At 64.8% G+C, this 26,509-nt stretch carries 17 protein-coding genes; 14 read left to right on the top strand and 3 right to left on the bottom strand.

All coding sequences use genetic code 11. The features are described from left to right. Positions 1-96 precede the first annotated feature (96 nt). From ACFOGJ_RS24225 to ACFOGJ_RS24160, 14 genes are all read left to right on the top strand, one after another. The gene (locus tag ACFOGJ_RS24225; RefSeq protein ID WP_379905497.1) at positions 97-1,041 is read left to right on the top strand and encodes a TrbG/VirB9 family P-type conjugative transfer protein; all 945 of its coding nucleotides are present in this window, start codon (positions 97-99) and stop codon (positions 1,039-1,041) included. Beyond that, positions 1,038-2,165 (top strand): TrbI/VirB10 family protein, encoded by a 1,128-nt coding sequence (locus ACFOGJ_RS24220; RefSeq protein WP_379905495.1) that lies wholly within the window; start codon positions 1,038-1,040, stop codon positions 2,163-2,165. Before ACFOGJ_RS24225 ends, ACFOGJ_RS24220 begins: the two co-directional genes overlap by 4 nt. Continuing rightward, the gene (locus ACFOGJ_RS24215; protein WP_379905493.1) at positions 2,162-6,478 is read left to right on the top strand and encodes a hypothetical protein; all 4,317 of its coding nucleotides are present in this window, start codon (positions 2,162-2,164) and stop codon (positions 6,476-6,478) included. Before ACFOGJ_RS24220 ends, ACFOGJ_RS24215 begins: the two co-directional genes overlap by 4 nt. Positions 6,479-6,533: 55 nt before the next feature. After that, on the top strand, positions 6,534-10,781 hold the full coding sequence (locus ACFOGJ_RS24210) for a hypothetical protein (protein ID WP_379905491.1): 4,248 nt from the start codon (positions 6,534-6,536) through the stop codon (positions 10,779-10,781). Then, positions 10,781-11,770: an ATPase, T2SS/T4P/T4SS family gene (locus tag ACFOGJ_RS24205; protein WP_379905489.1), complete on the top strand. Its 990-nt coding sequence runs from the start codon at positions 10,781-10,783 to the stop codon at positions 11,768-11,770. Before ACFOGJ_RS24210 ends, ACFOGJ_RS24205 begins: the two co-directional genes overlap by 1 nt. Further along, on the top strand, positions 11,767-13,488 hold the full coding sequence (locus ACFOGJ_RS24200; protein ID WP_379905487.1) for a type IV secretory system conjugative DNA transfer family protein: 1,722 nt from the start codon (positions 11,767-11,769) through the stop codon (positions 13,486-13,488). The genes ACFOGJ_RS24205 and ACFOGJ_RS24200 overlap by 4 nt, the downstream gene beginning before the upstream one ends. A gap of 5 nt (positions 13,489-13,493) precedes the next feature. Beyond that, positions 13,494-13,967, top strand: coding sequence for a lytic transglycosylase domain-containing protein (locus ACFOGJ_RS24195; RefSeq protein WP_379905485.1), 474 nt, complete (start codon positions 13,494-13,496; stop codon positions 13,965-13,967). A 44-nt stretch (positions 13,968-14,011) separates the two neighbouring features. Further along, on the top strand, positions 14,012-14,263 hold the full coding sequence (locus ACFOGJ_RS24190; RefSeq protein ID WP_379905483.1) for a hypothetical protein: 252 nt from the start codon (positions 14,012-14,014) through the stop codon (positions 14,261-14,263). Then, entirely contained in the window at positions 14,260-14,583 is a 324-nt protein-coding gene (locus ACFOGJ_RS24185) for a hypothetical protein (RefSeq protein ID WP_379905481.1), read from the top strand. Before ACFOGJ_RS24190 ends, ACFOGJ_RS24185 begins: the two co-directional genes overlap by 4 nt. Before the next feature lie 113 nt (positions 14,584-14,696). Next, the gene (locus ACFOGJ_RS24180; protein ID WP_379905479.1) at positions 14,697-14,981 is read left to right on the top strand and encodes a hypothetical protein; all 285 of its coding nucleotides are present in this window, start codon (positions 14,697-14,699) and stop codon (positions 14,979-14,981) included. Between the two features lie 36 nt (positions 14,982-15,017). Next, positions 15,018-15,962, top strand: a complete 945-nt coding sequence (locus ACFOGJ_RS24175; RefSeq protein WP_379905477.1) for a type IV secretion system protein — start codon at positions 15,018-15,020, stop codon at positions 15,960-15,962. A 248-nt stretch (positions 15,963-16,210) separates the two neighbouring features. After that, the gene (locus ACFOGJ_RS24170) at positions 16,211-16,705 is read left to right on the top strand and encodes a hypothetical protein (RefSeq protein ID WP_379905475.1); all 495 of its coding nucleotides are present in this window, start codon (positions 16,211-16,213) and stop codon (positions 16,703-16,705) included. A 281-nt stretch (positions 16,706-16,986) separates the two neighbouring features. Continuing rightward, positions 16,987-20,013, top strand: coding sequence for a hypothetical protein (locus tag ACFOGJ_RS24165; protein WP_379905473.1), 3,027 nt, complete (start codon positions 16,987-16,989; stop codon positions 20,011-20,013). A gap of 303 nt (positions 20,014-20,316) precedes the next feature. Further along, positions 20,317-22,317 (top strand): O-linked N-acetylglucosamine transferase, SPINDLY family protein, encoded by a 2,001-nt coding sequence (locus ACFOGJ_RS24160; protein ID WP_379905471.1) that lies wholly within the window; start codon positions 20,317-20,319, stop codon positions 22,315-22,317. Positions 22,318-22,564: 247 nt separating this feature from the next. On the opposite strand, the gene ACFOGJ_RS24155 is transcribed toward ACFOGJ_RS24160, so the two are convergent. The 3 genes from ACFOGJ_RS24155 to ACFOGJ_RS24145 form a co-directional block, all read right to left on the bottom strand. Further along, positions 22,565-23,008 (bottom strand): Cap15 family cyclic dinucleotide receptor domain-containing protein, encoded by a 444-nt coding sequence (locus tag ACFOGJ_RS24155; protein WP_449288606.1) that lies wholly within the window; start codon positions 23,006-23,008, stop codon positions 22,565-22,567. A 679-nt stretch (positions 23,009-23,687) separates the two neighbouring features. Beyond that, positions 23,688-24,764 carry a CBASS cGAMP-activated phospholipase gene (locus ACFOGJ_RS24150; protein WP_379905469.1) on the bottom strand — a complete coding sequence of 359 codons (1,077 nt, stop codon included), beginning with the start codon at positions 24,762-24,764 and terminating at the stop codon, positions 23,688-23,690. Positions 24,765-25,218: 454 nt separating this feature from the next. Then, the gene (locus ACFOGJ_RS24145; RefSeq protein WP_379905467.1) at positions 25,219-26,472 is read right to left on the bottom strand and encodes a nucleotidyltransferase domain-containing protein; all 1,254 of its coding nucleotides are present in this window, start codon (positions 26,470-26,472) and stop codon (positions 25,219-25,221) included. Between the last annotated feature and the right edge of the window lie 37 nt (positions 26,473-26,509).

The following is a 26,509-nucleotide window of genomic DNA, read 5'->3' as shown; positions in this document are numbered from 1 at the left end:
GTCGTCGGCCTCGCGTTCGCCCTCGGTGCGGGAGCCGTTGGAGAGGCGGCGGGCCAGAACCTGTCTCCGCCGCAGCCGGGTTCGACGGGGCAGGGGGTGCAGGAGCTGCCGCCGCTGCCGCCGCCCAATCCGGCGGTCGAGGCCCAGATGCGGGGCGAGTTTCCCGCAATGGATGCCGATACCGGGCCCAGCGGACTGATCCAGGAAGCATGGACCACGGCCCGTCCGGAGCGCGGCGTGTACCGCCCGAAATGGGCCCCGACGCGGGTGGTAAAGGTCCATCTTCGGGAGTTCATCACGACCACGATTTCGCTGCCGCGCCACGAGCGGATCGCGGAGTGGGTGATCGGCGATGAGACGCATTTCGGGACCAGGGCCGCGAAGCTTCCATACCAGCAGCATGTCTGGGTGAAGAAGGCCGGCGCGGACTCCAACCTGAACGTCATCACCGAAGCCGGGACCATCTATAGCTTCTACCTGCGCGGCGAGACGTGGAACTCGGGGAACATCGGCTACCAGGTGGTGGAGATCGACCCGGTCGTGCCGGGGTTCAGCACGGAAGAGGTGACACCGGAGAAAAGCGGTCAGGACATCGGGCCGGCAGAGCCGGCGCGGTCTGGTTCGTACATGGAAGCGAGCCTGTCGTCTGCTGCCGGTTCGAGCGGCGGCGAGTGGCTGGCCGACAATCCCTATGACCCGGCGAAGATCCGTCTGGACCGGGTAATGTTCGGGGATGCGTCGATCGCGCCGCAGGCCGTGTTTCGCGACGATCGCTTCACCTACTTGGACTTTGGCGGAAACACAGGGCAGCCCTGGCCTGCGGCTTGGGCTGTGTTCGACGGCATCGATCAGCCGGTCAACACCCGGAAATCCAAGGATGGTCGCTTCTTCATCGTGGAGACGGTGCAGCCGATCACCCTGCGCCACGGCCAGCAGGTCGTCTGCATCCTGCCGGCTGAGGAAGCAGCCCGGCGGGAAGGCAACAAATCGAATGGGCGGACGGCTGGCGGCTACGCGCCCGGTGTGGTCACCGGGCTATGAGCAAGGGCAGCAGCATCGGCGGGGCTCTGGCGCTAGGCCTTGTGTTGCTGTTGGCCGGCTGTGGCGATGATGAGGAGACACCGCCAGAAGATGTCGACGCGGCGCTGAGCGCGGAGCTCTACGAGGTGCCCGAGCTGCCCGAACCGGAGCCTGAGCCCCGGATCGTCCAGCCGCCGGCTCCGCCGCCGCAGCCTGTGATCGTCATGCCGGCGCAGCCCGAGCCGGCGTCGAAGGAAGTGGAAAAGACGCCGCCGCCGCCACCGCCTGAGCGGACATTGCCGCCGGCGCCGCCGCCGCAATTCGATCTTGCTGCACAGAGGCGTGCTGAAACGGCGGCGCGGCGGCTGTCGCAACGTCGACAGGCCGGGCCGGGCTTCGGGGACGTGGCCGCGGCGGCAGTGGCAGGAACGCCGGCGGGCGCTGAATGGGTGAACAGCGACCCGGACTATCGCCGCGAGGATCCGCCGTCGACGACGTCGAGTTTCCCGGTGAATCGGTCGTTCATCCTGACGCAGGACAGGGTGGTGACGGCTGTCCTGCAGTCGCCGATCAACTCTCAGATCGGCGGCTATGTCCGCGCGATGGTGGACATGGATGTCTATGGCGCGGACGGCCGGTACCTGTTGCTCGAAAAGGGCGACGTTGCCCTGGGCACCTATGAAGCGCTGGAGAAGCAGGGTCAGAGCCGGCTTGCGGTGCAATGGTACCGGATCATCCGCGCGAGGGACGGCGCGCATATCTACGACGACGAAGATGACCAGCTCGGCCTGGCCGGCGATGCGATGGGACGTGCCGGGTTGGTGGGCGATGTCGATAACCGGATCACCGAACGTTACGGCTCAGCTTTCGTGACGGCTGTGGTTGCCGCGGCCGCAGCGGCGGCCGTGCCGCCGAACAGTGGCAATCAGAACATAGCTGCCGCAGCTCAGCAATTTGGTCAGTCGGCCGGCCAAATCACAGCGCAGGCGCTGGAAGCGACTGTGGATATCGCCCCTGTGATCAGTGTCGCTGCGGGCGAACGTGTTGTCCTCACATTGAACCGTGACGTGTACCTGCGCCGGCCGGAGCGGGTCGGGGAGGAAGTCGCGGCCGTGACGGAGCCTGGCAGGGGAGAAGGACGATGAGAGCTGTCGGACTGTGGACCCTGGCGCTGCGGATCCTGGTTTGGATGGCGATGCCGCTGTGCCTGATTCTTGCGGTGGTGCTGGCGGCTTTTGCCGCGGCGCCAGTGAGAGCCGAGGAATCGACCACCTTGGTGCTTTCGCAGGGAGCGCCAGCGGCATCGGCACAGACGGTCCAGGCCACCCTGGGCGACCTTGTTTCTGATCCGCGCATGGCAGGGGTCGACGTGGCGAAGCTCGTCGTGAGGGGCATGGCCAGCCCACAATCCGGCAACAACGGAACAGAAGTGAATGTGCAGTGGTACTCGGTCGCTCGTCTGGATGGAGCGCGGGAGTTGCCGCTTGGCTCGCCACTTCGGTCGAGATTCCTTGTGCGAGCCGCCAATGTGCCGGCCGCGACAAGGGTCGCGGCCTATGGCGACGTGAACGGGCTGATCGTTCAAGCGAGGGCCCTTCTTGCACCGGAGGGGAATACGCCAAGCCAGGACAGCGGGCTGGGAGCGGCGCTGACACGTTTGGAGCGGGCTGAGGAGGAGGACCGCAAGCGGGACGGCAGCAGTTCCGGGAAGGGCAATCTTGCCGGGGGTGGCGGGGAGGGTCAGAACCCGATTGCCGCCGCCTACGAGCCCCTGCCTCCGGTCGAGAAGAGCGAGGAGCGCGCAGCCGATCCGACCGAGCCACCGGACTATGCCGTCACGACGGACGGTTGCGGGGTCCGCATCGACCTGGTGCAGGGTGTGGCCGTCGTGCAGAGCCGGGAGACCGCGAACGGCAAGCCGGTCACCGACTGCACGGATTCCTTCGACCGTTTCCCATTGCAGCGCGACTATGCGGTCTGTCCGGCGACCCTGTCGGCGACGACGGCGACACTGCACTACAAGTTGTACTACGAGATCGACGGCCGCAGGGTCTACGTCACCGAATGCACCCCGGACCCGAACCGGGCGGCCGAGATGCAGAAGGTCTGGGACGCCTGCAGCGAGGCGGTTGTGGGTGAGGTCGCCTATCGGCGGTACCGGCTCGCCTTCGTGAACGGCAAGGGCGAGCGGGAGTTCGCCACCGACTGCACCGTCGACAGGTCCGAGCCGCTCTCGACCGCCAGGAAGTATGACGGCTGCCAGCCCGAGTTCGACCTGGCCGCCGAGACCTTCCGACGCGCCTATCAGCTCGTCTATACCTCGCCGGCCGGCGAGGAACGCGCGATCGGCGGCTGCCGCACAACGGACAGCGAGACGCAGCCGTTGAGCCGGACCTGGTCGGGCTGCAGCGAGATCATTGACCGGACCACCAATACGGTGCGGCGCGGCTACCAGCTCGTCTATGCCGACACGAGCGGGGCGACCCGCGAGATCGGCACCTGCCGCGCCGATGACAGCCCGGCAGGCGAGGTCCGGACCGACAAGGACTACAGCGCCTGCGAGCCGATCATCGATATCGACGGCGGCGCGGTGACCCTTGCCTACAAGGAGAGCTATCTGGACGGCACCGGCACCATCAAGGCGCTCGGCGGCTGCAATCCGGACCCGACGACGAAGCGGCCGCTCGATCGCGACTTCGCGAGCTGCGCCGAGAAGGTGGATGCCGCAACCGGCACGGTGACCCGGCAGTACAAGTATCTCTATGCCGACAACAAGGGCGCGGTCCGGACGGTCGGCGATTGCCGGCCCGATATCGGCAATGTCCTGCAGGTGCAGAGCGACTACAGCGTCTGCACCCCGGAGATCGACGCGATCGCCGGCGTCCGGCGCGACCAGGCCCGCGCGTACTACACCAAGGCCGACGGGACGAAGACCTGGCTCGGCGAGTGCAAGCCGACCGACACGCCGCCGGTCCCGCTTTCCAAGAGCTATGAGGGCTGCGCCGAGCTGGTCGACATGGCGGCCCAGACGGTGCGGCGGCAGTACCGGCCAAGCTATACCGGCCGCGATGGGACCGTGGTGAAGGTCGGCGATTGCCGGCCCGATCCGGAGCCCTCCGGCGAGATCGTGGTGCAGCTCGATCACGCGACCTGCGACCCCGTCATCGACGGCGCGGCCGGGACCCGCAAAGGCCAGGTCCGCGCCTATTTTGCCAGCCCCTCCAAGGGCAAGACCTGGATCGGCGAGTGCCAGCCGGGCGATGCGCCGCCGGAGCCGATGACCAAAGCGCATGACGCCTGCCCGGAGCTGGTCGACGAGGTGGCGCTGAGCGCGCGCCGGCAGTTCCAGTGGAGCTACATCGCGCGGAGCGGATCGGTCGTCCGGGTGGGCAGCTGCCGCCCCGATCCGGACCCTTCGGCCGAGGTCCTGGTCCGCCAGGACTATGAGGCCTGCGGGCCGCTCGTCGACGGGGTCGAGGGAACGAAGCGCCGGCAGTTCCAGCCCTTCTTCACCAGTGTGAAAGGTGAGAAAACCACCATCGGCGGCTGCATCCCGGGCGACAACCCGGCAGATCCGATGGACCGGACGACGGAAGGCTGCAGCCTGCATGTCGACGCCGCCGGCGGCGTGGTCCGGACCCGCTACCGCTTCACGTACAAAGACCGGGAGAACAAGGCGCAGTACGCAGGCGATTGCCGGATCGACGTGACCGCGGACGGCCTGGTGCCGCTGGAGCGCAATTTCGGCAGTTGTGATCCGGTCGTCGACAATGACGCGGTGAAGGTCTGGCCGGCCTACAAGCTGGGCTACCGGCTGGCCGACGGCTCCCTCAAGACCTTCGGCGAGTGCGTTACCGACACTGACCAGCTCGTGCCGCTGCTGCGCAACTATGCGGACTGCGAGGTCCGGGTCGACAGCGCCGGCAACAAGGTGTTCCCGAGCCACCGGAAGTTCTTCGTCCAGGACGGCGCGGAGCAGCCGGTGGGAGACTGCACGGAAGATCCCGAGGACGGGGTCGAACTGCAGAAGGGCTTCGGCTCCTGCACCGACAAGGTCAACGTCTCGTCGATGTCCGCCTGGCCGCAATACAAGCGATTTTTCATCGATCGGAAAGGCTCGTCCCAGTATGTCGACGCCGAGTGCCGGCCGGATACGGACACCCGCTACGAGATCAAGTTCGATGAGAAGAACTGCACGCCCTTCGTGAACCTCGCGGTGCGAGAAGTCGCGCAGCGGGTCGAGCTGGTCTATCGCGACGGCGAGGACCGCCGGGTGGTGGTGGAAGGCTGCGGCACACATGAGGGCACGGCCACCTGGGACGTGATCTACGAGACCGCGCCCTGCTCGCTGACCCATGACATGCGGGCCGGCCGGTCGATCCAGGAGCATCGACCGGCCTACAACCGTGACGGCACGGTCTGGCCGCTCGGCACCTGCGAGACCTCCGACCTGGTCTACAGTCACCAGCAGACGGAACAGGGCTGCGCGCTCTATGTCGACCAGGCGGGCGGCTTTGCGATGCGGCAGAGCCGGACGATCATCGTAACACCGTCCGGGACCGTGGAGGTCGCCGCCTGCGAGCCGATCGAAGGTTCCAAGCAAGGTCTGCAGAAGACATGGGAAGCCTGCCAGGGCCGCTATCGGCATGACATGGCCGCCGGCGTCTCCTACGTCTTCACGCACTGGTATCACACCCTGGCCGGCGGCCGGACCTGGGTGACGCCCTGCGAAGAGGACCGCTCCACCAGCTATCCGCATCAGACGGTACATGTGAGCTGGGACCAGGACGATGCGGCCCGGATGTCCACGGAGTTCTTGTGGATGTATGTCGACATGCCGCCGCATCTGGGGCGTCTGCCGCTTGCCGGCCCGGGAATCCTGCCGACCTCGGCGAAGGTGCCCTATACCTACAATCGCACGACGACGCGGCCGACCGATCAGTTTTCCGTCGACGGCTGCCAGCGCTATCAGCTGACCGAGAAGTGGGAGACCTACAACCGCAAGGACGGCTCGGAGGCGCACTACCTGATCGGCCCCGGCGAGCCGATCCCGCAGGGCGGCGAGTGCGGCCGGCAGACTGAGCGTCGCGAGGTCTGGCAGACGGCTGTGGCGACCTTCTCCACCGCCAATGAGCGCATGCTGGTTGCGGTCAACGCCTGCAACGGCGGCGACTGCATCCCGTTCGTGCCCTGGGGCCCGCGCGGCGACCAGACCTGGACCTGGGCGTCGCAGGGCAATCTCCCCGGGCCCTATCAGCTGTGCCGGATCTTCGTGCCCTCTCACATCGGAAGCCGGCCGCAATGCGCGAACGTGATGAAGGTGCAATCGCGGCAGAAGGTCACGCAGGCCTCTGGCGCGGTCACCTACACCGATTGGGTCGATACCGGCGAGACCCGGCAGGCCTCCATGCCGCTTGACGTGCAGGTCGATTACGGCGGCAACGCCGGCCACCAGTGAGACGAGGCGGATCATGCAGCAGATATCAGCTGGATGGAGCCGCCTGCGGGCGGCGGTGGCGGTCGGGATCTGCCTGGCGATCCCCGGTGCCGTACTGGCACAGACAGCGGAATCCCAGAAGACGGTCCTGTACCTGGAGGATCCGCTGGCCGTCGGCGAACCGATGACGGTGCGGGCGGGGCTGGGCGACCTGATGTCGGACCTGCGCCTGCGTGGGGTCGATGCGGCCCAGCTGCTCGTCAAGGGCCAGAGCACCCCGACACCGACAGGGGCGGGGACAGAGATCGTCATCGACTGGTATGCGATCAGCCGCCGTGATGGCGATGGCGAATGGCCCCTGCAGGAACCGATGCGCTCGCGGTTCCTCTCGTCGTCGTCGCTGGTTCCGGAGACCACCCGGCTCTCGGCCTATGGCAATCTGGAAGCTGTGACAGAGGCCGTTCGAACCGCTGTCGATGCGGCTGTCGAGAGGCAAGATGAGGAACAGACGGAAGAGGGTGGGCGAGACGACGCACGGCAAGGTCAGGGACCCGCTGCGGCCGGGGGGGCAGCAGGGTCGACTCTGAGCGGTTCGCAACAGGCGGCGCGGTCGGGAGCAGACACCGAGGATGGAACCTCGACTACGACGGCGGCAACAGGCGGCGCGGGTGCAGAGGTCCCGCAGCGTGGGATCAGCAAGGATGGTTGCGGCTACAGGATAGATCTGGCCGGCGGCGTGGCGGTCGTCCAGACCCGGCCCATGGTCAATGGGCGGCCGGCCGGCGAATGCACGGATTCCTTCGACCGGGTGCCTCTGCAGAAGGACTATACGGCCTGCCGGCCGAACCTCTCGGCCGAGACAGCGATCCTCAGCTACAAGCTGTTCTTCGAGGATTCTGGCGCACGGCGGTTCGTGACCGACTGCGCCGCCGATCCCGCGCGGACCGTGGAGATGACCCGGGTCTATGATGCCTGCCCGGAAGTGATCCAGGGTAGTGCCGCCTACCGCGCCTACCGCCTGGCCTATGTCGACGGCGCCGGCACAAGGCAATGGGCGACGGATTGCGCGGCGGACACCGCGCAGGCACTGCCGGTCGCCCGTGACTATGCTGCCTGCACCCCCGAAGTGAATGCGCAGGCCGGCACCCTCCGCCGCGCCTACCAGCTCGTCTATACGGCCCTGGACGGCACGCCCAGGCAGATCGGCGGCTGCACGGTCGACACAGCGGAGACCATCACCTTGGACCGCAGCTATGCCGGCTGCGACGAGCTGGTGGACACCGCTAAGGGCGAGGTGCGGCGGCAGTACAGGTTCACCTACAGCGACCGGTCGGGGACGCCGGTCGAGGTCGGCGCCTGCCGGCCTGACACGGAGACGGCCGGCCTGGTGCCGACCGCCCGTGACTATAGCGCCTGCGAGGCGGTCCTGGACCTGGACGCCGGCACGGTCGGCTGGGCCTATCAGGCCACCTTCATCGACCGGTCCGGCACGACCCGGGTGGTGCGTGATTGCGCAGCCGATCCGGCGAGTGTGCGGGAGCTGAACCGCGACTTCTCTGCCTGCAGCTCCCTGGTCGACGCCGCCGCCGGCACCGTGCGCCGGCAATACCAGCTCGTCTATGTCGACCGGCAGGGCACGAGCCGCAAGGTCGGCGAGTGCCGGCCGGACCTGTCGCAGACCGTCACCCTGCAGGCCGACTATGCGGCCTGCGAGCCCGATGTGGATGGGATCCAGGGGGTGCGCTGGGCGCGCTTCCGACCGTTTTTCGAGGAGGGGGTCGAGAAGATCTATGCCGGCGAGTGCCAGCGTGACGAGGCCGGGCCGCTGGCCCTAGAGCGCAGCTACCAGGGGTGCAGCGAGATCGTCGATGCGGCGGCCGAGACGGTCCGCAGGCAGTTCCGCTACCGCTACACAGCGCGTTCGGGCGAGATCGTCACGGTCGGCGAATGCCGGACCGACGATACGCCGGCGGGCGAGGTCGCCGTCCAGGTCGACACCACTGCTTGCTCGCCTGTCGTCGACGGCGAGATGGGCGCGCGCTGGGACCAGGCTCGCCCCTACTTCGTGAGCGCGGCCACGGGCAAGACTTGGATCGCACCTTGTCGGCCGATCGACGCGCCCCCGGAACCGCTGCAGAAGAGTTTCGACGTCTGTGACGAGCTGGTCTCCGGCGACGGCGAGACGGTGACCAGCCAGTTTCGCTACCAGTACACAGATCGGTTCGGGACGATCATTCCGGTCGGCGACTGCCAGCCCGACAGCGGGGCAGGGGCCTTCGTCGCGCTGCATGCGGACATGTCGGTCTGCGCGCCCCTGGTCGATCTCGATGCCGGCACCCTGCGCCGCCAGGCACAGGCATGGTACTGGACCGCCGAGCGGACGCGACGCCAGGTGGGGGACTGTGCGCCCGTCGACGGCGCTGTCGAAGCTCTCGGCCAGGACTATGGCGGCTGTACGGTGCAGGTGAACGAGGAGGCCGGCACCGTCCGCCGGGCCTCCCGGGCGACATGGATCGATCACCAGGGGGTGCGCCAGTACGGACCGGACTGCAGCCCGGACCCTTCGTCCGCCGGCGTGGTGCCGATCGAGAAGGCCTATGAGGGCTGCGACGCGGTCATCGACCATGAGGCGGCGCAGGTCTGGGTCAGCTACCGCCGCGGCTACCGCGACGGCAATGGCGAGCTGCAGGCCTTCGGCTCCTGCCTGGAAGACCGCACGCAGCCGGTACCGCTCAGCCGCGACTATCCGTCCTGCGACGACCGGATCGACCTGGAGGCGGGCAGGGTGTGGCAGCGCCATCAGAGGGTCTATGTCGCCGGCGATACGACGGTTGTGGTCGGCGACTGCCAGGAGGATCCGACCGACCAGGTTGCCCTTCAGAGCGGCGACCCGACCTGCCAGCCGGTAATCGACGTCGAAAACATGCGAGTGAGACGTCAGCATCGGCGTTACTACAACGACCGGATCGGCCAAACCCACTATGTCGACGAGGATTGCATCACCGATGCCGGCCATGACGGCTGGGAGCTGAGCTACGACGCGGCGCGCTGCTCGGTGCAGGTCGACCTGGTGGAGATGGTCGCGCGCCTCCGCGCCGAGCTGGTCTATACCGACGATGCCGAGCGCCGAGTGGTGGTCGAGGACTGCGCGCCGCGCGACGAGGGCGAGACCTGGCCGGTCACTCACGAGCGCGGCGCCTGCGGCTACCGGCACGACACCGAGGCGGGCCTGAGCTGGGCACAGCATCGGCCAGGCTATACTCGCGACGCGGAGCGGGTCGAGGTCGGCCCCTGCGAGGATTCCACCGACAGCTACGACCATCTGGAGACCCGCGAGGGCTGCGAGCCCCTGGTGGATCTCGACAACGGCAGGGCCTATGCGCGACAGCGCACAGCCTTCATTGGCGACGACGAGGAGCTGGTAGGTGTCACAGGCTGCGAGCCGGACATCGCGTCAGTGCAGGACCTGCAGAAGGCTGTCGACGTTTGCGAGGAGCGAACCGACGATTTCGACACGGCGACCAGCTTTGCCTTCACCCGGTGGTACCACAGCCTCGACGGCGAGCCGGCCTATGTAACCGACTGCGCCGAAGATCTCTCCGTCGGTTACCCGCACCGCTACCAGACGACAGGCTGGTCCAACAACGACACGGTGCGGGAGAGTACGGAGAGGCGCGTCACCTATATCGAGCCGCCGGGCGGCCGGGTGGACATCCGGCCCGCACAGGTTCTGCCGTCCTCCGCGACCCTGCCCTATACCTACAGCAGGCAGGAAGATCGACAGAACGGGCAGTGGACTTCGGACGGCTGCAACGTTTTTTGGGCGACGGACCGCTACGACATCTACCTGCGCCGCGATGGAAGTCAGGCCGACTATATGGTCGGTCCTGGCACGGCCCAGGGGCCGACGAACGGCTGCACCTATTCTAGCGAACAGGGCGCACGGTTCGAGAGCCTGCCTGACCATCGCGGGGTCAATATGCAGTATGGCTCCTGCGTCGGTGCTCAGAATGCCGAAGTGACGGCTTGTAACGACTACGGCGGGTGTATCGGTTTCCCTTGGGCGGCAATTTGCGCGGGAGGGGAGTACATCAAGACTGCGTACGTCACCATAGACGGCACCGGTCTGACCCACTGCATCCTACGGCGTCGGCCAGACCCTAATACCGGCGCGCCTAGCTACTTCGATCCTATTGCCTGCCGCCGCTGGACGATGGGTCAGACCCGTCAGGTCACGCATTTCCCAGATGGTTCACAAGCATATGGACCATGGGCCGACACAGGGCAGACCAGCTGGCACCATCTCAGGCTGGTCTACCAATAATGCTCGACGACAAGCTCAAGCCGCTCCAGCCCTATCTCCGCCGACGCAACGTGGTGGAGCTGCAGTGCAATGAGCCCGGTGCAATCTGGGTCGAAATCGAGGGCAAGCCGCCGGTCCGCGAGCGGGACCCGGCGCTGAGCCTGGAATATTTCCACGGCCTGGCGCGGGTCATCAGCAACATGGAAGGCATCGCCGACTTCTGGAGCAAGCCGCACCTGGCGGTGATGCTGCCGGGCGGACACCGGCTTCAGCTCTGCCTCGGCCGCTCGGTGACCACCGGGATCGCTATGTCGATCCGGGTCTGGCGGCCGCGGCGCTTCGAGCTGTCCGACTTCGACCTGCCGCCGATCGGCGAGGATCTGGTCATCAGGGCGATCGCCGAGAAGTGGAACGTGATCGTTTCCGGCGGGACCTTCAGCGGCAAGACACAGTTCCTCAATGCCTGCCTGGCGCATGTGCCGGGCAGCGATCGGGTCATCACGATCCAGGACACGCCGGAGCTGGATATCGGCCATGTCGCCAATAGGGTCGAGATGGTCGTCAACCGCCTGGAGACCGACGAGCGGATCGATTACTCGGCCGTGATCGATGCCTGCACACGCCTGCGTCCCGATCGGATCTTCTGCGGCGAGCTGTCGGTCGGGAACAGCCATGTCGTGCTGCGGCTCCTCAACTCCGGCCATGGCGGCTTCTGGACCACGGTCCATGCCTCTGATCCGAATTTGGCCCTGCACGCGATCACCCGGAACATTCAGATGGCCGGCCATGCCAGCAATGGGGTCCGGGAGTTCTTCGAGGCCACGATCGACCTGGTCGTGCAGGTCAGCCGGCAGCGCCACAGCTCGCGGCGTTTCATCTCTGCAATGTGGCAGCCACGGCGGGGCCCTTGGTCGCCGGACTGCGCGGTGAGGCCGCCGGCGGATGCGGACGGCCCATGGGTGTCGCCAGAAGACGACAACGACGTCGTGCTACTGGAGGCTTCGGAATGACGGCGACACCGTGGTCGGAGACCGAGGGACGGGCCCGGCGCTTCGCGCTGATCGGCGTAGCCGCAATCTGTTGTGCGGCAATCGCCGCCTGGGCCTTGGCCGGCGGGACGATCTCAGTGCGGGGACTGGCCGACCAGTTCGCGGCCAATGTGCTCTATGCGCTTCATGTGGGGCGCTATGCCGCCGCCGGCGGAGATTTGGCGGCAATTCCGTCAGCAGGACTGCGCCCGCTGCTTCAGGTGGCGATTGTGGCGCTGGCTGTCGCAGCGGCGCTCGTGTCTCTCGTACTGGCCTGGATGCACTGGAGCCGTCCGAAGGGCTACGGGGAGTCGCGCTGGGCAGTGCCTGGCGACTTGAAGCGGATGGGATTGATCCGTCGAAACACCGGGCCTGTCCTGGGCCGCTACCGCGGCCGGCTGGTCCAGGCGGTGGAGTCCCGCCACGCGCTTGTTCTTGCACCGACACGAAGAGGGAAGACGACCAGCTACGTCATCCCCTCGATCCTGCGCGCCTCCGGAACACTGGTGGTTATCGACCCGAAGGGCGAGCTGGAGCGCATGACCTATAAGGCGCGGGCCGCCAAAGGCGATTGCTATGTGATCGGCTGGGGGGACCCGGATAGCCCGGACCAATGGTCCCCGACCGCTCTTCGGGTGCTGCCGAAAGGCTTGCATGAGCTGGAGCGTCACGCCTTCAGGATCGCGGCACAGTTCTTTCCGACCGGGAAGGGGGGCGAGAACAACTATTTCCAGGAGAGCGCCCGGCGCAATTGCGCCGCGCTGGTTCTCTATGAATGCCTGGAAGGCCGCGCTCGCGGTCAGGATCCGCACCTTGGCGACATTGTCGGCCGCGTCTCGCAGCTGGTCGAGAAGACGACAGGCGAGGGCCAGGGCGATCCGCTGGGCGATGGTCTTCGCGCGATCGCAGGCGAGGCTCGAAACAAGGGATATCCGGACCTGATCCCGGAAGCCCTGAACGTGCTGGCGGCGACGGCCTTCAAGGAACGCTCCTCGCATGTGAATACGCTCGTGACCGGGCTGCAGCTGATGCGGACGAGCGCAGTGCGGCAAAGCACGAGCAAGGCCAGCTTCTCGTGGGAGAAGCTGCGCTCGGAGCCCTGCACGGTCTACCTGCGATATCCCCAGCAGGACGCGGCGGCGTTCGGTCCGTTGACGGCGCTGTTCCTGGAAACCCTGTTCGCCTGGGCGCTGGACCACCCGGCAGAGCGGGGCGAACAGCCCATCCATGTTCTCGCCGATGAGTTTGCCAGCCTGCCGCGGATTCCGCTGATCCAGGATCTTCTGGCGAAAGGTGCCGGCCAGCGGATTTCGATCTCGCTGATCCTCCAGGACCTGTCGCAACTCACGGCTGTTTATGGGTCGGATATTGCCACTTCCATGCGCACAAACTGCAGCTATGTGGTAGCATTCGCCCAGAACAATGTGAGAACACAAGAGGAGCTGAGCAATCTGGTCGGTAAGACCACCCGGATGCGGGCGAGCTACGGGAACAAGCCGATCTGGACCCCGTCGACGATGGATTCCTCGGTGCAGTCGCGCCAGGCGGAAGGGCGCCCGCTGATCCTTCCGCAGGAATGGGGCGAGCTGCCCGAAGAGCGCCAGGTCCTCCTGGTCGACGGGCATATGACGCGACCTGTCCTCATGGATAGTCCGCGCTGGTTCCGCGACCGCGGAATGCGCCGCGAGGTGACGGCATGAGAGGCTTGGCCCTGTTGGTCGCTGCGGCGGCGATCTTGGCGGCGCCGGCGGCAAGTTCAGCGATCGAAGCGCGCTGTTACGCCGAGGCCGCACAGCGTTATCGCGTTTCCGCGGAATTGCTCCGTGCGATCGCCATTGTCGAAAGCGGCGAGGAGGCCGGAAAAGTAGGGTCTCTCGCGGCGTGGGGCGAAGACCTGTGCGCGATGCAGGTGCACAGCCAGCATCTGGAGCGCCTGAAGGAGTGGGGCGTCACCCGCGAGCGCCTGCTGACTGAGCCCTGCACCTGTGTCGCCATCGGCGCCTGGATCCTGAGCGGCGAGGTCGCCGCGGTCGGCGCAGGCTGGCCGGCCGTAGCCCGGTATCACACCGGCCCCCGGTTCGAGACCGATCTGGAAGTGCGCCGGCGGGGCATCGCCTATGCCTGGAAGGTGCACCGGGCGCTTGCCGTGGTGCAGGGCAGGAGGGGTCCAGAGCGGTGACCGCAGAGCCTGCCGGGGAAGGATCGGGATGCCGGTTCAGAACCGTGGCAGAGCTGCTTGACGCGGTGGCGCGTTGGACCGCCCGGGCGGACGGTGCGGAGTTCCTGCGGTGGCTGGCGCAGGAACCGGCGGCCGTGAGGGAACAGGAGCTGGAGCGGCTGATGGGTCTACAGCGAGAGCGCATGGCCACCTTGGCCGCCGAGCTTCGGCAGGGGTTCAAGGACTATCAGAGGCTGCAGTTGGTGCGGCGGGAGCTGGAACAGCGCCGCCGCAAAGCAGGGGAGCGATGCAAATGACAACAATTCGGCATGTCGGCATGTCGGCATGTCGTCGAACCCGGCTGGGCCTGGCCGGGTTGGCGATCGCCTCGGCCGGCATTGGGGCCACCGGGGCGGTACTGGTGACGGCGGGAGAATGGACCGTCCCGCCAGCGATGGCGGCCTCCGAAATGCAGCCGGAAGCGGAGCCAGAGGAGTGCGGACGGATCGTCAGCTACATCGATGTGGCGGTCCGCAACGCGGACACGCCGCGCACATTGACGGGGCTCTACGCCCATGCCCGGCGAAATTGCGCCGGTGACAGGCTGATGAAGTCCATGGGCGTCAACAGCCGCTGAGCGCGGCAGGACGAAGGGAACAGGAAATGGCCGAGCCGACAGAACAGGCAATGCGACAGGCAGAGCGGTATCGAGTCCCGGGTAGCTGGAGAGGCGCGCTGGGAACGACACTCATGGCGGCCGGCCTGGCGCTATCCGCGCCAGGCCTGGCCGAGGAGCAGAATGCCTCGCCGCCGCAGAAGGAGCTGACGCGCGAGGACATCATCCGGGCCATGAACAACGGCCAGTCACAGCGCCCGAAGGCGGACTGGACGTGGGAAGAGATCACTAAGGCAGCCGGCAAAGGGCAAACGGAAGCGGATATTAAGGAACTAGAGAAGAGCGATCCAAGTTCGGACAACTATGTGCCGGTATGGGAAAGGCGTAAACCAGTGACCCCGCCTTGGGAAAAGGAATAGCGTTCGACAGAGGCCGTTATACATGGAGCTCTGCTGATGGATTCGTGCCTCACCTGCCGATCGTTTCAAAATATACTGGAACGGATGGAAAATTTTTCGTTTGATTTCTACACATATATCGATGCTCCGCTCATTGGGCTACTCGGGGCTGTTTTGAGCATCTGGATGATCGTCACTGTCGGCCGCGCGATCGCGGGATCCCCGATCGTATGGCCACAGATTATCACAGACCTCCTGCTGTTCTCTTTGTTCCTGGGCGCCCTGACGATGGCCGAGTTCTGGATGCGGGCAACGGCGATCATTGCCAACCTTGCCGGCGATCTCGGTGCCCATGCGCTTTGGCTGGCGATGGATGGAAAGGTCCCGTCGTCAAACTACAGCGGTATTGCCGCTGTCGTGCATGGCATCGAGCAAGCGGTTGGGACCAAGCTGTTCGACACCGCCTGGGCGGTCATGGGCGACGTGAGCCTGTGGTCCCCGAACCTGCGGGAACTGATCATCGCTGCGGTAGTCGCGACGGTGTTCGTGGGGCTGCTTTTCGTGTTCGTGTTCTCGATCCTCTTCGCCTTCGTGAACATCGCGGCGATCTCGATCCTAGGCCCGTTCATCCTGGCGCTCGGCGCGCTCCCGTGGACGCGATCGGTCTTCTACGAGGCGATGCGGATCTACCTTACAGAAGGCATGCGCCTGTTCGTGGCCTGCGCCATGGCCGGCTTGATGGCCGGAATGGCGGCCTCTCTGGTGAAGACCCCTGACACCATGGGAGATGCCGCTGTGTTTCTGGCGAACGCAGAGAATGTCAGCGGGGTAGTGGGGGCCTTCCTGGTGCTTCTGATGTTCCGGAGGCTGGTCGACCTTCCCAACAGAGTGATCAAAGCGGCGAGCGATACCATTCCGCAGTTCGGCGCCGGCGGAATTGGCAGGCAGTTGCTGAACAGGGCTCGCCCCGTTCCTGCGCCTGCGCCATCCGGGAACCGCTGAGTGTCGAGCAGGTAGAGCGATGTCTGCACAGATAGCTGCGCCCGCCGCGGGCGATCCCGAAGGCGATCTGCTCGACGTCGATGCAGACCTGCGCGCTGCCGTCTGGATGGCTGAGAAAGCGGAGCGCGCCTTCAGCAAACGCTGGGGAATGGCCCATGGCATTCGATTGCATGGGTCTGCCTCGCCGGCCGAGAGATGGAAACTGGGGCTTCGTTGGGCGGCGCGGGCCAGAAAGCAGAGGAGTTGAGATGCAGCAGGTCACTCGTCGTTCGGAATTGGCTGACCAGGTGCGACGGGCCGTTGAGGAATGCCTCGCCGGCGATCCGGAACTGCCGGAGTTCCTGCGGACGCTGGAACAACGAGGGATCGAACTCAGGATCTGCAGCGAGCCGAAACGGAGACGGCTCCTATGGCTCCATGTGATTGTGCTTGGCGAGAAGTTCGCCGGGAGCGCTGTCGGCCTGGTGCCGTCGCAGCTCCGCTACGATCCGGAGCGTCATTGGGAAGCGGTTCGAGACCGGCGACCACTTTCTGCTGCGCGCCTGGCGAAGGGAGTTGCGGACAACTTCGATCGGGAGCGGGGCAAGGCAGAGGGGCCGCCCGGCAAGCCGATCCCAGTCCCGATTCAGGTCATCCCCAGTGTTGCAAAGGAGATTTCTCGGGCCGCGCAGGACCGCGGCGTGAGCCAGGCAATGCTGATCGAGGAAGCCTGGGCATTCTACAAGGAGCGATGCGTGAATTAGCAGGCCCCGAGAAGAGGCGCGCCCGCTCAGGGACATCAAGGCCTATTCCACTCGTCGTCCGCTCGGGGCGCTCGCCCCGGACTATGTTCGCTCCCCGGTGCGGAACGACTGCTGAAGGCAGGGAGCCCGTCCCGCTGTAGAGCGCGCCGGGTGGAGCCCCGGTTAGGCTCACACGATGGCGGCTTGGGTCCGATGGCGCCTGACCGGCCTCGACAACATCTTCACGCTGGATAGAGTTGGCTCCGCCGCCTCGCTGCGGAACAGCCTATCGGGCGCGGACAATGAGCTTTCTCACGGCTGGCTTGAGCCACACAGCGAGCCTTTGTGTCGGCGTCACCGCTTTGGCATTTGGGGTGCCATTGCCATCCGGTCTCGCCGAGATTGTTGTCGGCGGCGCAGGCTTGGCCGGGTTTGTCCTGGGCAAGCGACAAGAGCTCGGCCCGGAACGAGAGCGGGTGCGGAAGCGGCTGCAGGACACGATCCTGAAAAGGTACCAGCAACGCATTTCGGGAAGCGATGGCAATTGGATCGCGGATGCCGAGCTCGCCTCAGCCTGCGCCACCCTCGATGAAACCCTCCCCAAATGCCTGCTGGACCGCCAGGCCCTCGCTGCATCCGCCGTGTCTCCTGCCGGCTTCGTCGGGAGTGGTGTCCGGATGGTCATGGATGCTCTGGCGGAACAGGACCAGGAGCACTTTGGCACCGAAGCGAAAGAGAAGCTGGCATATCGTTTCGCGCACGATGTGATCCGCGCGGGCTTGGAGGAAGCGGCCGGCAACGCGGACTACTACCGCGCCCTGGAAAAGAACCTGATGTTCGAGATGGCCCGCGCGGCGGGGCAGATCCGTGAGCGTGTCGACGAGATCTCGGAAGAGCAGCTTCGCCAAGGGAGGGAACAGACGCGACAGGGTGAGGTCGGACAGGAAAGTCTCCAGATCCTTAAGGAACTGCAGGCCTATATGGGCGGGCAGGCTGCCGCAAATGCGCTCCTGGAGCGCCAGCAGCACGAACTGACCGCCACGAGGGCGGAGCTCCTTGGCCTCCTGCAAGGCATCCTTGGCGAACGGGTGCCGCCCGATCGTGTCGAACAGGCACTGGCGCAGGCACATGCGGCCCTGCAGGAGATGCGCAAAGAGCTCGAGTCCCTGCGCAACCTCGGCAATGAGGCACCGGATATCGAGCCGTTCCTGGCCGAGGCCCGCGCGGCGCTGGAGAGCACCGAGATTGTCGATCTTGCCCGTGCACGGAGTGCGTTGCGCAATGCCCGAAACGCCTACCGGGAGGAGGAGACAGCCCGCCGCGCCCGGGAAGACGTGGATCGCGCACAGCGGGCCCTCAATGCATCCCGGCTCACCGAGGCCGAAGCCGATCTGGCCTTAGCCCAATCCAGGTTTCTGGAAGCGGCCGAGCTCTACGCTGAAGCAGAAAGCGAATTGCTCGGAAACAATACCGAAAGGCAGTGGCTGCTACGGTCTGAACGGGCGAACGCCCTGTTCCGTCATGGTGAACTTTATCCTGGCCTGGCCGCGCTACGCGACGCCGTCGCCGCCTTCCGCCGCGCCCTGGAAGTCTGCAGCCGCGAGGACATGCCCGCCAACTGGGCCGCGATCCAGAACAATCTCGGGAATGCCTTGACGAGCCTCGGCGACCGGCAGGGGGGCGCCGAGGGCATGGCCGCGCTGCGCGACGCCGTCGCCGCCTTTCGCCACGCCCTGGAGCTTCGAACTCGCGAGGACATGCCCGCCAACTGGGCCGCGATCCAGAACAACCTCGGGAACGTCCTGCAGCGCCTCGGCGACTGGCAGGCGGGCGCCCGAAGCGTGGCTGCGCTACACGACGCTGTCGCTGCCTTCGGCCGTGCCCTGGAGGTCTACACCCGCGAGGACATGCCCGCGGACTGGGCCGCGATCCAGAACAACCTCGGGACTGCCCTGCAGCGCCACGGCGACCGACAGGGCGGTTCCGAGGGCCTGGCCGCGCTGCACAACGCCGTCGCCGCCTTCCGCCATGCCCTGGAGGTCCGAACCCGCGAGGACATGCCCGCAGAGTGGGCTGCGATCCAGAACAACCTCGGGACAGCCCTGGGACGCCTCGGCGATCGACAGGAGGGCGCCGAGGGCTTGGCGGCGCTACGCGACGCCGTAGCCGCCTTCCATTACGCCCTGGAGGTCCGAACTTACGAGGACATGCCTGCGGACTGGGCTGCGACCCAGAACAACCTCGGGAATGTCCTGTCGAGCTTCGGCGACCGGCAAGGGGGCGCCGAGGGCCTGGCCGCGCTGCGCGGCGCCGTAGCCGCCTTCCGCCATGCCCTGGAGGTCCGAACCCGAGAGGATATGCCCGCCGGTTGGGCCACCACCCAAAGCAACCTCGGGAATGCCCTGACGAGCCTCGGCCACTGGCAAGGGGGCGCCGAGGGCCTGGCCGCGCTGCGCGGCGCCGTCGCCGCCTTCCACTGCGCCCTGGAGGTCCGAACCCGAGAGGATATGCCCGCCGGTTGGGCCACCACCCAGAATAACCTCGGAACTGCCCTGTGGAGCCTCGGTGATCGACAGGGGGGCGCCGAGGGCCTGACCGCGCTGCGCGACGCCGTCGGCGCCTTCCATTGCGCCCTGGAAGTCCGGACCTACGAGGACATGCCTACAGGTTGGGCGGCAACCCAGAACAACCTCGGGACTGCCCTGGCGAGCCTCGGCGTCCGGCAGGGGGGCGCCGAGGGCCTGGCCGCACTGCGCGACGCCGTCGCCGCCTTCCATTGCGCCCTGGAGGTCCGAACCCGAGAGGACATGCCCGCGGACTGGGCTGCGACCCAGAACAATCTCGGGAATTCCCTGACGAGCCTTGGCGACCGGCAAGGGGGCGGCGAGGGCCTGGCCGCGCTGCGCGACGGCGCTGCCGCCTATTACCGCGCCCTGGAGGTCTACAGCCTCGAGGACATGCCCGCCGGTTGGGCCACCACCCAGAACAACCTCGGGAGTGCCCTGGCGAGCCTGGGCGACCGGCAGACCGGTCCCGAGGGCTTGGCCGCGCTGCACAACGCCGTCGCCGCCTTCCGCCATGCCCTGGAGGTCCGAACCCGCGAGGACATGCCCGCGGACTGGGCCGCAACCCAGCATAACCTCGGGAATGCCCTGCAGCGCCTCGGCGACCGGCAGGAGGGCACCGACGGCCTGGTCGCGCTGGGCGACGCCGTCGCCGCCTACTACCGTGCCCTGGAGGTCCGAACCTGCGAGGACATGCCGAGTGACAATCAAAACACCCAGCGCAATCTAGATCTGACACTTGCGAAAATGGCGCTACTCCAGTAATTTTTGTACTGCTTCAAGTAAGCGCATAATGTATCTTATGGAAAATGCGGCCTATATAATTCCCATTTTTCAGGGTCTTACCGTCAGTTGGCGGATCTTGATTATGGAAAACATGAGCCAACTACCAGCTCGCTTCAGATCGCGCTCGCCGGCAGACCCGTCCGGCAGCCGAACTCTCTCGCACTCTACTTTGCAGCTTTCGCCGGCGCAGCCTCCTGACGCTCTTCGGCGCGGCCGCTAAACTTCCGCTCGCATCCCGCGGCAAGGCGATCGCCGCGAGCAACCATGCCCGCGGAGAGGCTTGTGAAATCTGCACGGACATTTGCCCAGATCGAGGATGACCTGAAGACCGCCTGGCAGATGCACACCGCGGGTCGGCTCGCCGAGGCTGAAGCCGTCTACCGGGCGGCGGTCGCCGAAGGGCACAACTCGCTGAGCCTGGCCATGCTGATGGCCGAGCTGCTCAAGAACACCGACCGCGGCCCTGAAGCCGTCGACTGGTATCGCAAGGCGGTTCAGCTCGCGCCTGCAGGTCTCCCGATCGCGGACGGGCTTGGCGCACTGCTCGCCGATCTGGGGCGGTTTGACGAGGCCATGGAGGTCCTGGACCGCGCCCTGTTGCAGACGCCGAAGGCGCCGAACATCCTTCAGGCCCGCGGCAATGTTCTCGCGCGCATGGGCAGACCGGCTGAAGGCCTGGAATACCTCATGCGCGCGGTGGAACTGGCACCCCGTGACTGGAACATCCGGGCAGCCTGCGGCAATGCGCTGCTGCAGATGCGCCGCTTCCAGGATGCTGAGGCGCAGTATCGGGCCGGTCTTGCGCTCAAGCCCGATGACGTCTCGCTCCTCAACAGCCTGGGTGCTACCTGCCGGTGGCTGGGCAAGCTCGGTGAGGCCGAGCGTTGCTTCCGCCGTGCAATCGAACTCGCCCCCGACTATCCCGAAGCGCTGGCCAATCTCGGGGGCCTGCTCCGACACGCGGGCCGTATCCAAGAAGCAAAGAACCTGCTCCGGAAGGCCCTCGCACTGCGCAGCCCTTGGCCAGGCATCCATTCAAACCTGATCTTCTGCCTGGACTTCGACGGCGAGAGCAGTCTCAAGGAACAACGCGCAGAGCGCCAACGCTGGCACCTGGCCATCGAGAAGCCCCTGGCCCAGCATCGCTATCGACATCGGCCGTCCAGCGATCCGGATAAGCGGCTGCGCATCGGCTATGTCTCCGCGGATTTCAGGGTTCACTCGGCCTCCGACATGTTCGGTGGGGTGCTGCTCAATCACGACCTCGAGCGGCACGATGTCCTGCTCTACTCCAGCACCGACGACGAGGACGAGCGCACAGCCGCCTTCGCCGGACACGCCACGGCGTTCCATCGCGTTCGCGGGCTCAGCGACGAAGCTCTCGCCGCACGCATTCACGACGACCGGATCGACATACTCGTCGACCTGTCCGGCCATTCCGCCGGCAACCGGCTTCCCGCCTTCGCTCGAAAACCGGCTCCGGTCCAGGTCACCGCGTGGGGCTATGCCACCGGTACCGGCCTGCGCACAATCGACTATTTCCTGGCCGATCGGCGCCTGGTGCCGGAAGAGCTGCGCAGCCAGTTCTCCGAGACGATCGTCGAGCTTCCGTGCTTCCTGACCTACCGTCCGCCGGCCTACCTGCCCGCTCCGGGCCCCCTGCCCATGGCCACCCGCAGAGAGGTGACCTTCGGCTGCCTGAACCGGCTGTCGAAGGCATCGGACGAATGCCTCGCCACCTGGGCGGCACTGTTGCGCAGGGTCCCGAACAGCCGCCTGATCCTGAAATGTACGAGCCTGGCCGACCACAATGTGCGGGCTCGGATAATCAAGCTCTTCGGTACCCATGGGGTGCAGAGCTACCGCCTCGACCTGCGACAGGCGACGTCTCATGAAGCCCACCTGTTGACCTATCGCGAGATCGACATCGCACTCGATCCCTTTCCCCACTGCGGCGGCACCTCGACCTGCGAGGCGCTGATGATGGGGCTGCCTGTGGTCTCGCTTTGCGGACAGGTTCCCGTGGCAAGAAATGGCTATGCGCTTCTGGGCGCGGCCGGCCTTGAGGAATGGGTCGCTTGGGACCCAGACACCTACATCGCCAAGGCCGCCACGTTGGCGAAGAACCCTGAACAGCTAAGTAGGTTGAGAAGGTCGCTGCGGGAGCTATTCAGCCGATCACCGATCGGCGACAATGCCGCCTATGTTCGCGCAGTCGAAGCACTCTACAGGACAATTTGGATGACTCATTGCAAATCGGGCGACTTCACACCAATCGGATAACTGTCTCTTATGGAAAATCGCTGGCATATCTCTCACATGCTTGAATATCTTACCTGCGGTCGCGCAAGTGCCGTTATGGAAACTACTTGCCCGTCTGCATATCTGTGAGATTGCTCGCCAGATCCTCAGCAGCGACAGGAGCCGACTGAATGGACCGTCCTAGCCTCAGCTACCGATCGGAATTATTCACAACCGACTCCAGGGGCTCAGGTCAGCTGTCGGCGGCGTAGCGGACGATGACCGCGAACTACTTCCAAAGCGCCCACCACGGATGAGATTGGCTCCGTTGCAACAAAAGCGTCCCGCCACCCTGTCGCTCAGTAAAATAATCACCGACAAGCGCGAGACATCCAGACCACTCTACTCGGAGGACGGCCAAGCCACGATAGCTGTCACCTGCACCCGGAGTGCCTTCCTTTCGCTCATTCAGATAGACATAGTACAACCGGTCCCGATTGATTCCTGCATCCCGGTCTGCGTGGACTACCAGCGTGCGGGAGGTAGACTCCGCGCTATCGAGGATGAGCACGATGTGCAATAGCGAATGCCGAACTGTCAGGGTAACTTCCCGCTTTCCCGTACCCCTAGGGCCTTGGAATTCAAGGCTGCCGGACCACTGGCCCCCAAGATAGGGAAAAATCCATCGTTGGACTCCGGACACCCATCGCCACACTGCGTAAGGGACGATCATTAGCACGGATGCGCCGATGAATGATGACCGGGTGATCCAGTTGAAATCCGCGACTGCATCTCCGGCGCCAACCACCCCCACGTACACAGCCGCTAAGACCATCAATGTTACCAAAACAATGATAACGGCAAGAAGGTTGCGAACCGGTAGAAGGTGTAGCATGCCAGCCGGCCCCACTATGATTTACGACTATTTAGAAATCAAATGAGCAACATCGACCGCATATTTGCGTCACTATTCGAGACCTTGGGCGGCCAATCGTCAATTATAACCTGCCTATACACGGGGCATGAAATCCCGTCTTTCTGTCTACCTATGCTAAGATTCCCCGAGCCAAAGATTGGACAGCCACTTGATGAATCGCTAGCCGATCATTTCCGTTCAGCTATCGCGTTCAACCCAGCGGCGCATGATGGAGCAATCATGGTTGGTAGGGAAGATGCATCAAGACCTTATAGAATTTCTGGATGGTCGTATCGACTGATTCCGATCGGCACTGCCAATAGGGAATTTCCAAACCGCGGTTCAGCATTCAACAGCTGTCTCGCAATGTCCACTGTCCCGAAAGTCGACACCCTCTACCTTAGTAGCCGGGACGGAACATACCGCTTTAAAGAAGGGGGCGTTCTTCAGATCCGGCACTAGATATTTTCATAGCCGCGATCTTTTTATTGTCACTTTACTTTTCTCGTTCCGATAAAGTGTCGTCTGCAAATTGTTTGTAGGCCGTGGCAGGGTCCGAAAGGAAGGTATCCGCTACGCGGCCCCCCCATACCTGGAGCGCCTCACGAGCCGCCTCAGGCAGTTCCTCCTTTGCTCGCCGCCAATCATCCATTTTGATCTCTTTGTGATTCGCCGGGGCATCTACCCGGAGGACGTTTTCCGGCCCGACCAGCAAGCCCGCCTGACCCAGCGCGTTGAGGGATTGAAGTCGCATGGCAGCAAAGATGATGTCTCGCCAGGCAAACATCCCTCCCAGCACGATCTTTTCCCGATCCACTGTGTAGGGATCATCGCCGCAGCCCAGGCTCAAAATGCGGATGCGCTCCCGCGGTATATCGAAACACGACAGCGCGTCGACCAGCGCGATCATGACCGGATTGCTGGCCCACACGCCTCCGTCGACAAATATGTACCCGCCCTCCTCAAGCGGCCGAAAATAAGTCGGTGCCGCGGCCGTCGCTGCCGCCACCTTTGTCATTGGTTCCCGCGCATCGCTGCGGAAATCGGGATGATGGGGTGTCTTGAAAATATAGACTTCGCCATGGCGACCGTCGAAGGACGGCACGCAAAGACGGTTCATAGATTCACCAAATTTTCGATCGCCCAGCCGCTCGTGCAGCAATTGCATCAGAGTATGCCGATCGTATCGGTAACCCGCGTAACTGCAGATGGTCCTCGCCCAGATCTGCAGGCGGCCAATCAAGCCGCTACGCGGAGGAGGGAATATTTCACCACCGCGAGAGATATAGAGCTCGGAAAGGTCCGCAGCCGTCAGTCCAGCGCCAAGCCCGATGGCAAGGACACCGCCCGTCGACGTTCCCGCGACAAGGTCGAAGCATCCGGCCACCGACCTGCCGTTGAGGTAGCGTTCTTCCAGTCCCGCCAGAAAAACGGCTGGGAAGATTCCGCGGATGCCACCGCCATCAATGGAAAGGATGCGAAAGTCCCGATCCTTCGGCCAAGGGAGTGGAACGCGGCGCTGGCGAAGTGCTCCGGAAGATCGCTTTGGTGGGTGGCGCGAGGCGTCTGGCATGGTGGTGGAACTTCCATATTTGGATGGCGGCCGCCCCCAGTCCATTCACCAGTCGCCCGCCAGCCCTCGTAGCAAGCAAGCCAGTCGATCACCCACGGTACGATCGTGTCCGCAATCGGGTCTGACATCCACCATTCGTCGCCGCAGGGATCAAAAAGGCACAACAGTGGTCGGTTTGGGTCGATGTCGTTTGCATAATGGTGGGGAATCGGCCCCAAAGGGTCTTCCATGCGCCGCTTCAGCGGCGGCTCGATCACTGTCACTCGGGGGTTGAACCCGCCAATCATCCCAGTCTCAAGCTCCTTGGGAAAATTGTAGAAGATGCGGACTGTGTAGCTTTGGCTTAGGGGGCGTAGCGGTCCTTCCCAGCATATCCACCAAGTCGTCTGAGACACGACCTTCAGACCTGGCCAGCGACGGCGCATGGCCGCGTCCTGCTCTGCGATCGACAGAATCAACTGCGACGCCTCCAATTCCCGCCGAAGAAGGTATGCCTGGGTGTGGCGTGGGAACTTGCCACGCCTGTGCTCGTGAACAAGCCGGTGGCCGGCAGCACCAGCCTTCCGCCGGCACCATGCTGGCTATGGCCCTGACGGATCTCGGCGCCTGTGCGATCGTTGAATGCCGCGACGGCCTGCTGAGCAGGAAATTCGCCAAACAGATCCGCCAGGATCTCCCTCATCTCGTGGAGCGGGCAGCCTGCCACCAGTCGCTCGGTTTTGACGACCAAGTCTTCCAAGTCGTCGATGAACTGGCCTTGCGCAGCTAATGTCCCCGGCCAGCGATCTGTAAGAATATCGTCGTTTGGACAGGCCGGGTTCTCAACTTGGATCAGCGATCCATGCACATGCCAACGCCAAAACTCTGCGAGCATCGCCTGGGCCTGATGAAGCAGTTCCTCGGAAAGGCTGCCGGTCTTGTTCGCAGCTTCAGCCACCAGCTTCGCCAACAGAACCGACGGCGGCCGCCGGCCCTGGCGCTGGTCATAGCGGACGTTCCGCCAGCGCTTCAGTAGCTGGAGCACGATCACAGCCTTGGACTTCTGGCTGACATGTGTCTGCCCGGGCAATTCCTCGCTCTCCGCGGCGACTACCTGTTCCAGCCCTCGAGCACGCTCGCTGAAGGCAACAGCAAAATCGTGATCGAGGGGAGTGGCCGCTTTGAACCACTCGGCAAAGCCATATGGGTTGGCGATCAGGGTCCGATCGAAATGACGCGCTTCCTCTGGCTTGCTATGGAATAGGTGCCCGGTACGCTCGGAGCGATGCCATAGACGGACCATTGGCGTTAGGTCCACATGCATGTCCGGGTAGCATACGGTAGTGCACCTGCTCTGGCGCTCTGTCTTGTCATAGTAGCGGGAGCCCGGCTCGCCGCGGATGCTTTCGTAGAGGAGATCCAAAGCTGTCGCTGGGGCAACGTCCGGCGACAGTGACAGTTGGGCTATTGCATCTGCATCGAACTCGTCTGTGGTGAGACGTGAGGCGATTGTCGCCCCGATGGCCATGGAACCCTGCGCATAGACAAGCTCAACCAAACCTTCAAGCGGGCTTCCCGGCCGGTCGATCCAGTCGGCCAGAGCCTGGTAGTGCTGTTCGGCTTTCCCGTAATCGGTCGGACTGAGCTGGATGCGGATGGCCACATCGGCCAGAAGCATGTCCGCTGGCTCTGAAAGCGGCGGTCGCCGCATCACCCCATATTCCAGCATCCCCAATCCCTCTGCTCCAGCGAGCGCTGGTGGAGCC

Origin of the sequence: Marinibaculum pumilum (assembly GCF_042646425.1) — a bacterium.
GTDB classification, from domain to species: Bacteria; Pseudomonadota; Alphaproteobacteria; order Ferrovibrionales; family Ferrovibrionaceae; genus Marinibaculum; species Marinibaculum pumilum.
This window is presented reverse-complemented; position numbering and strand designations above follow the sequence as displayed.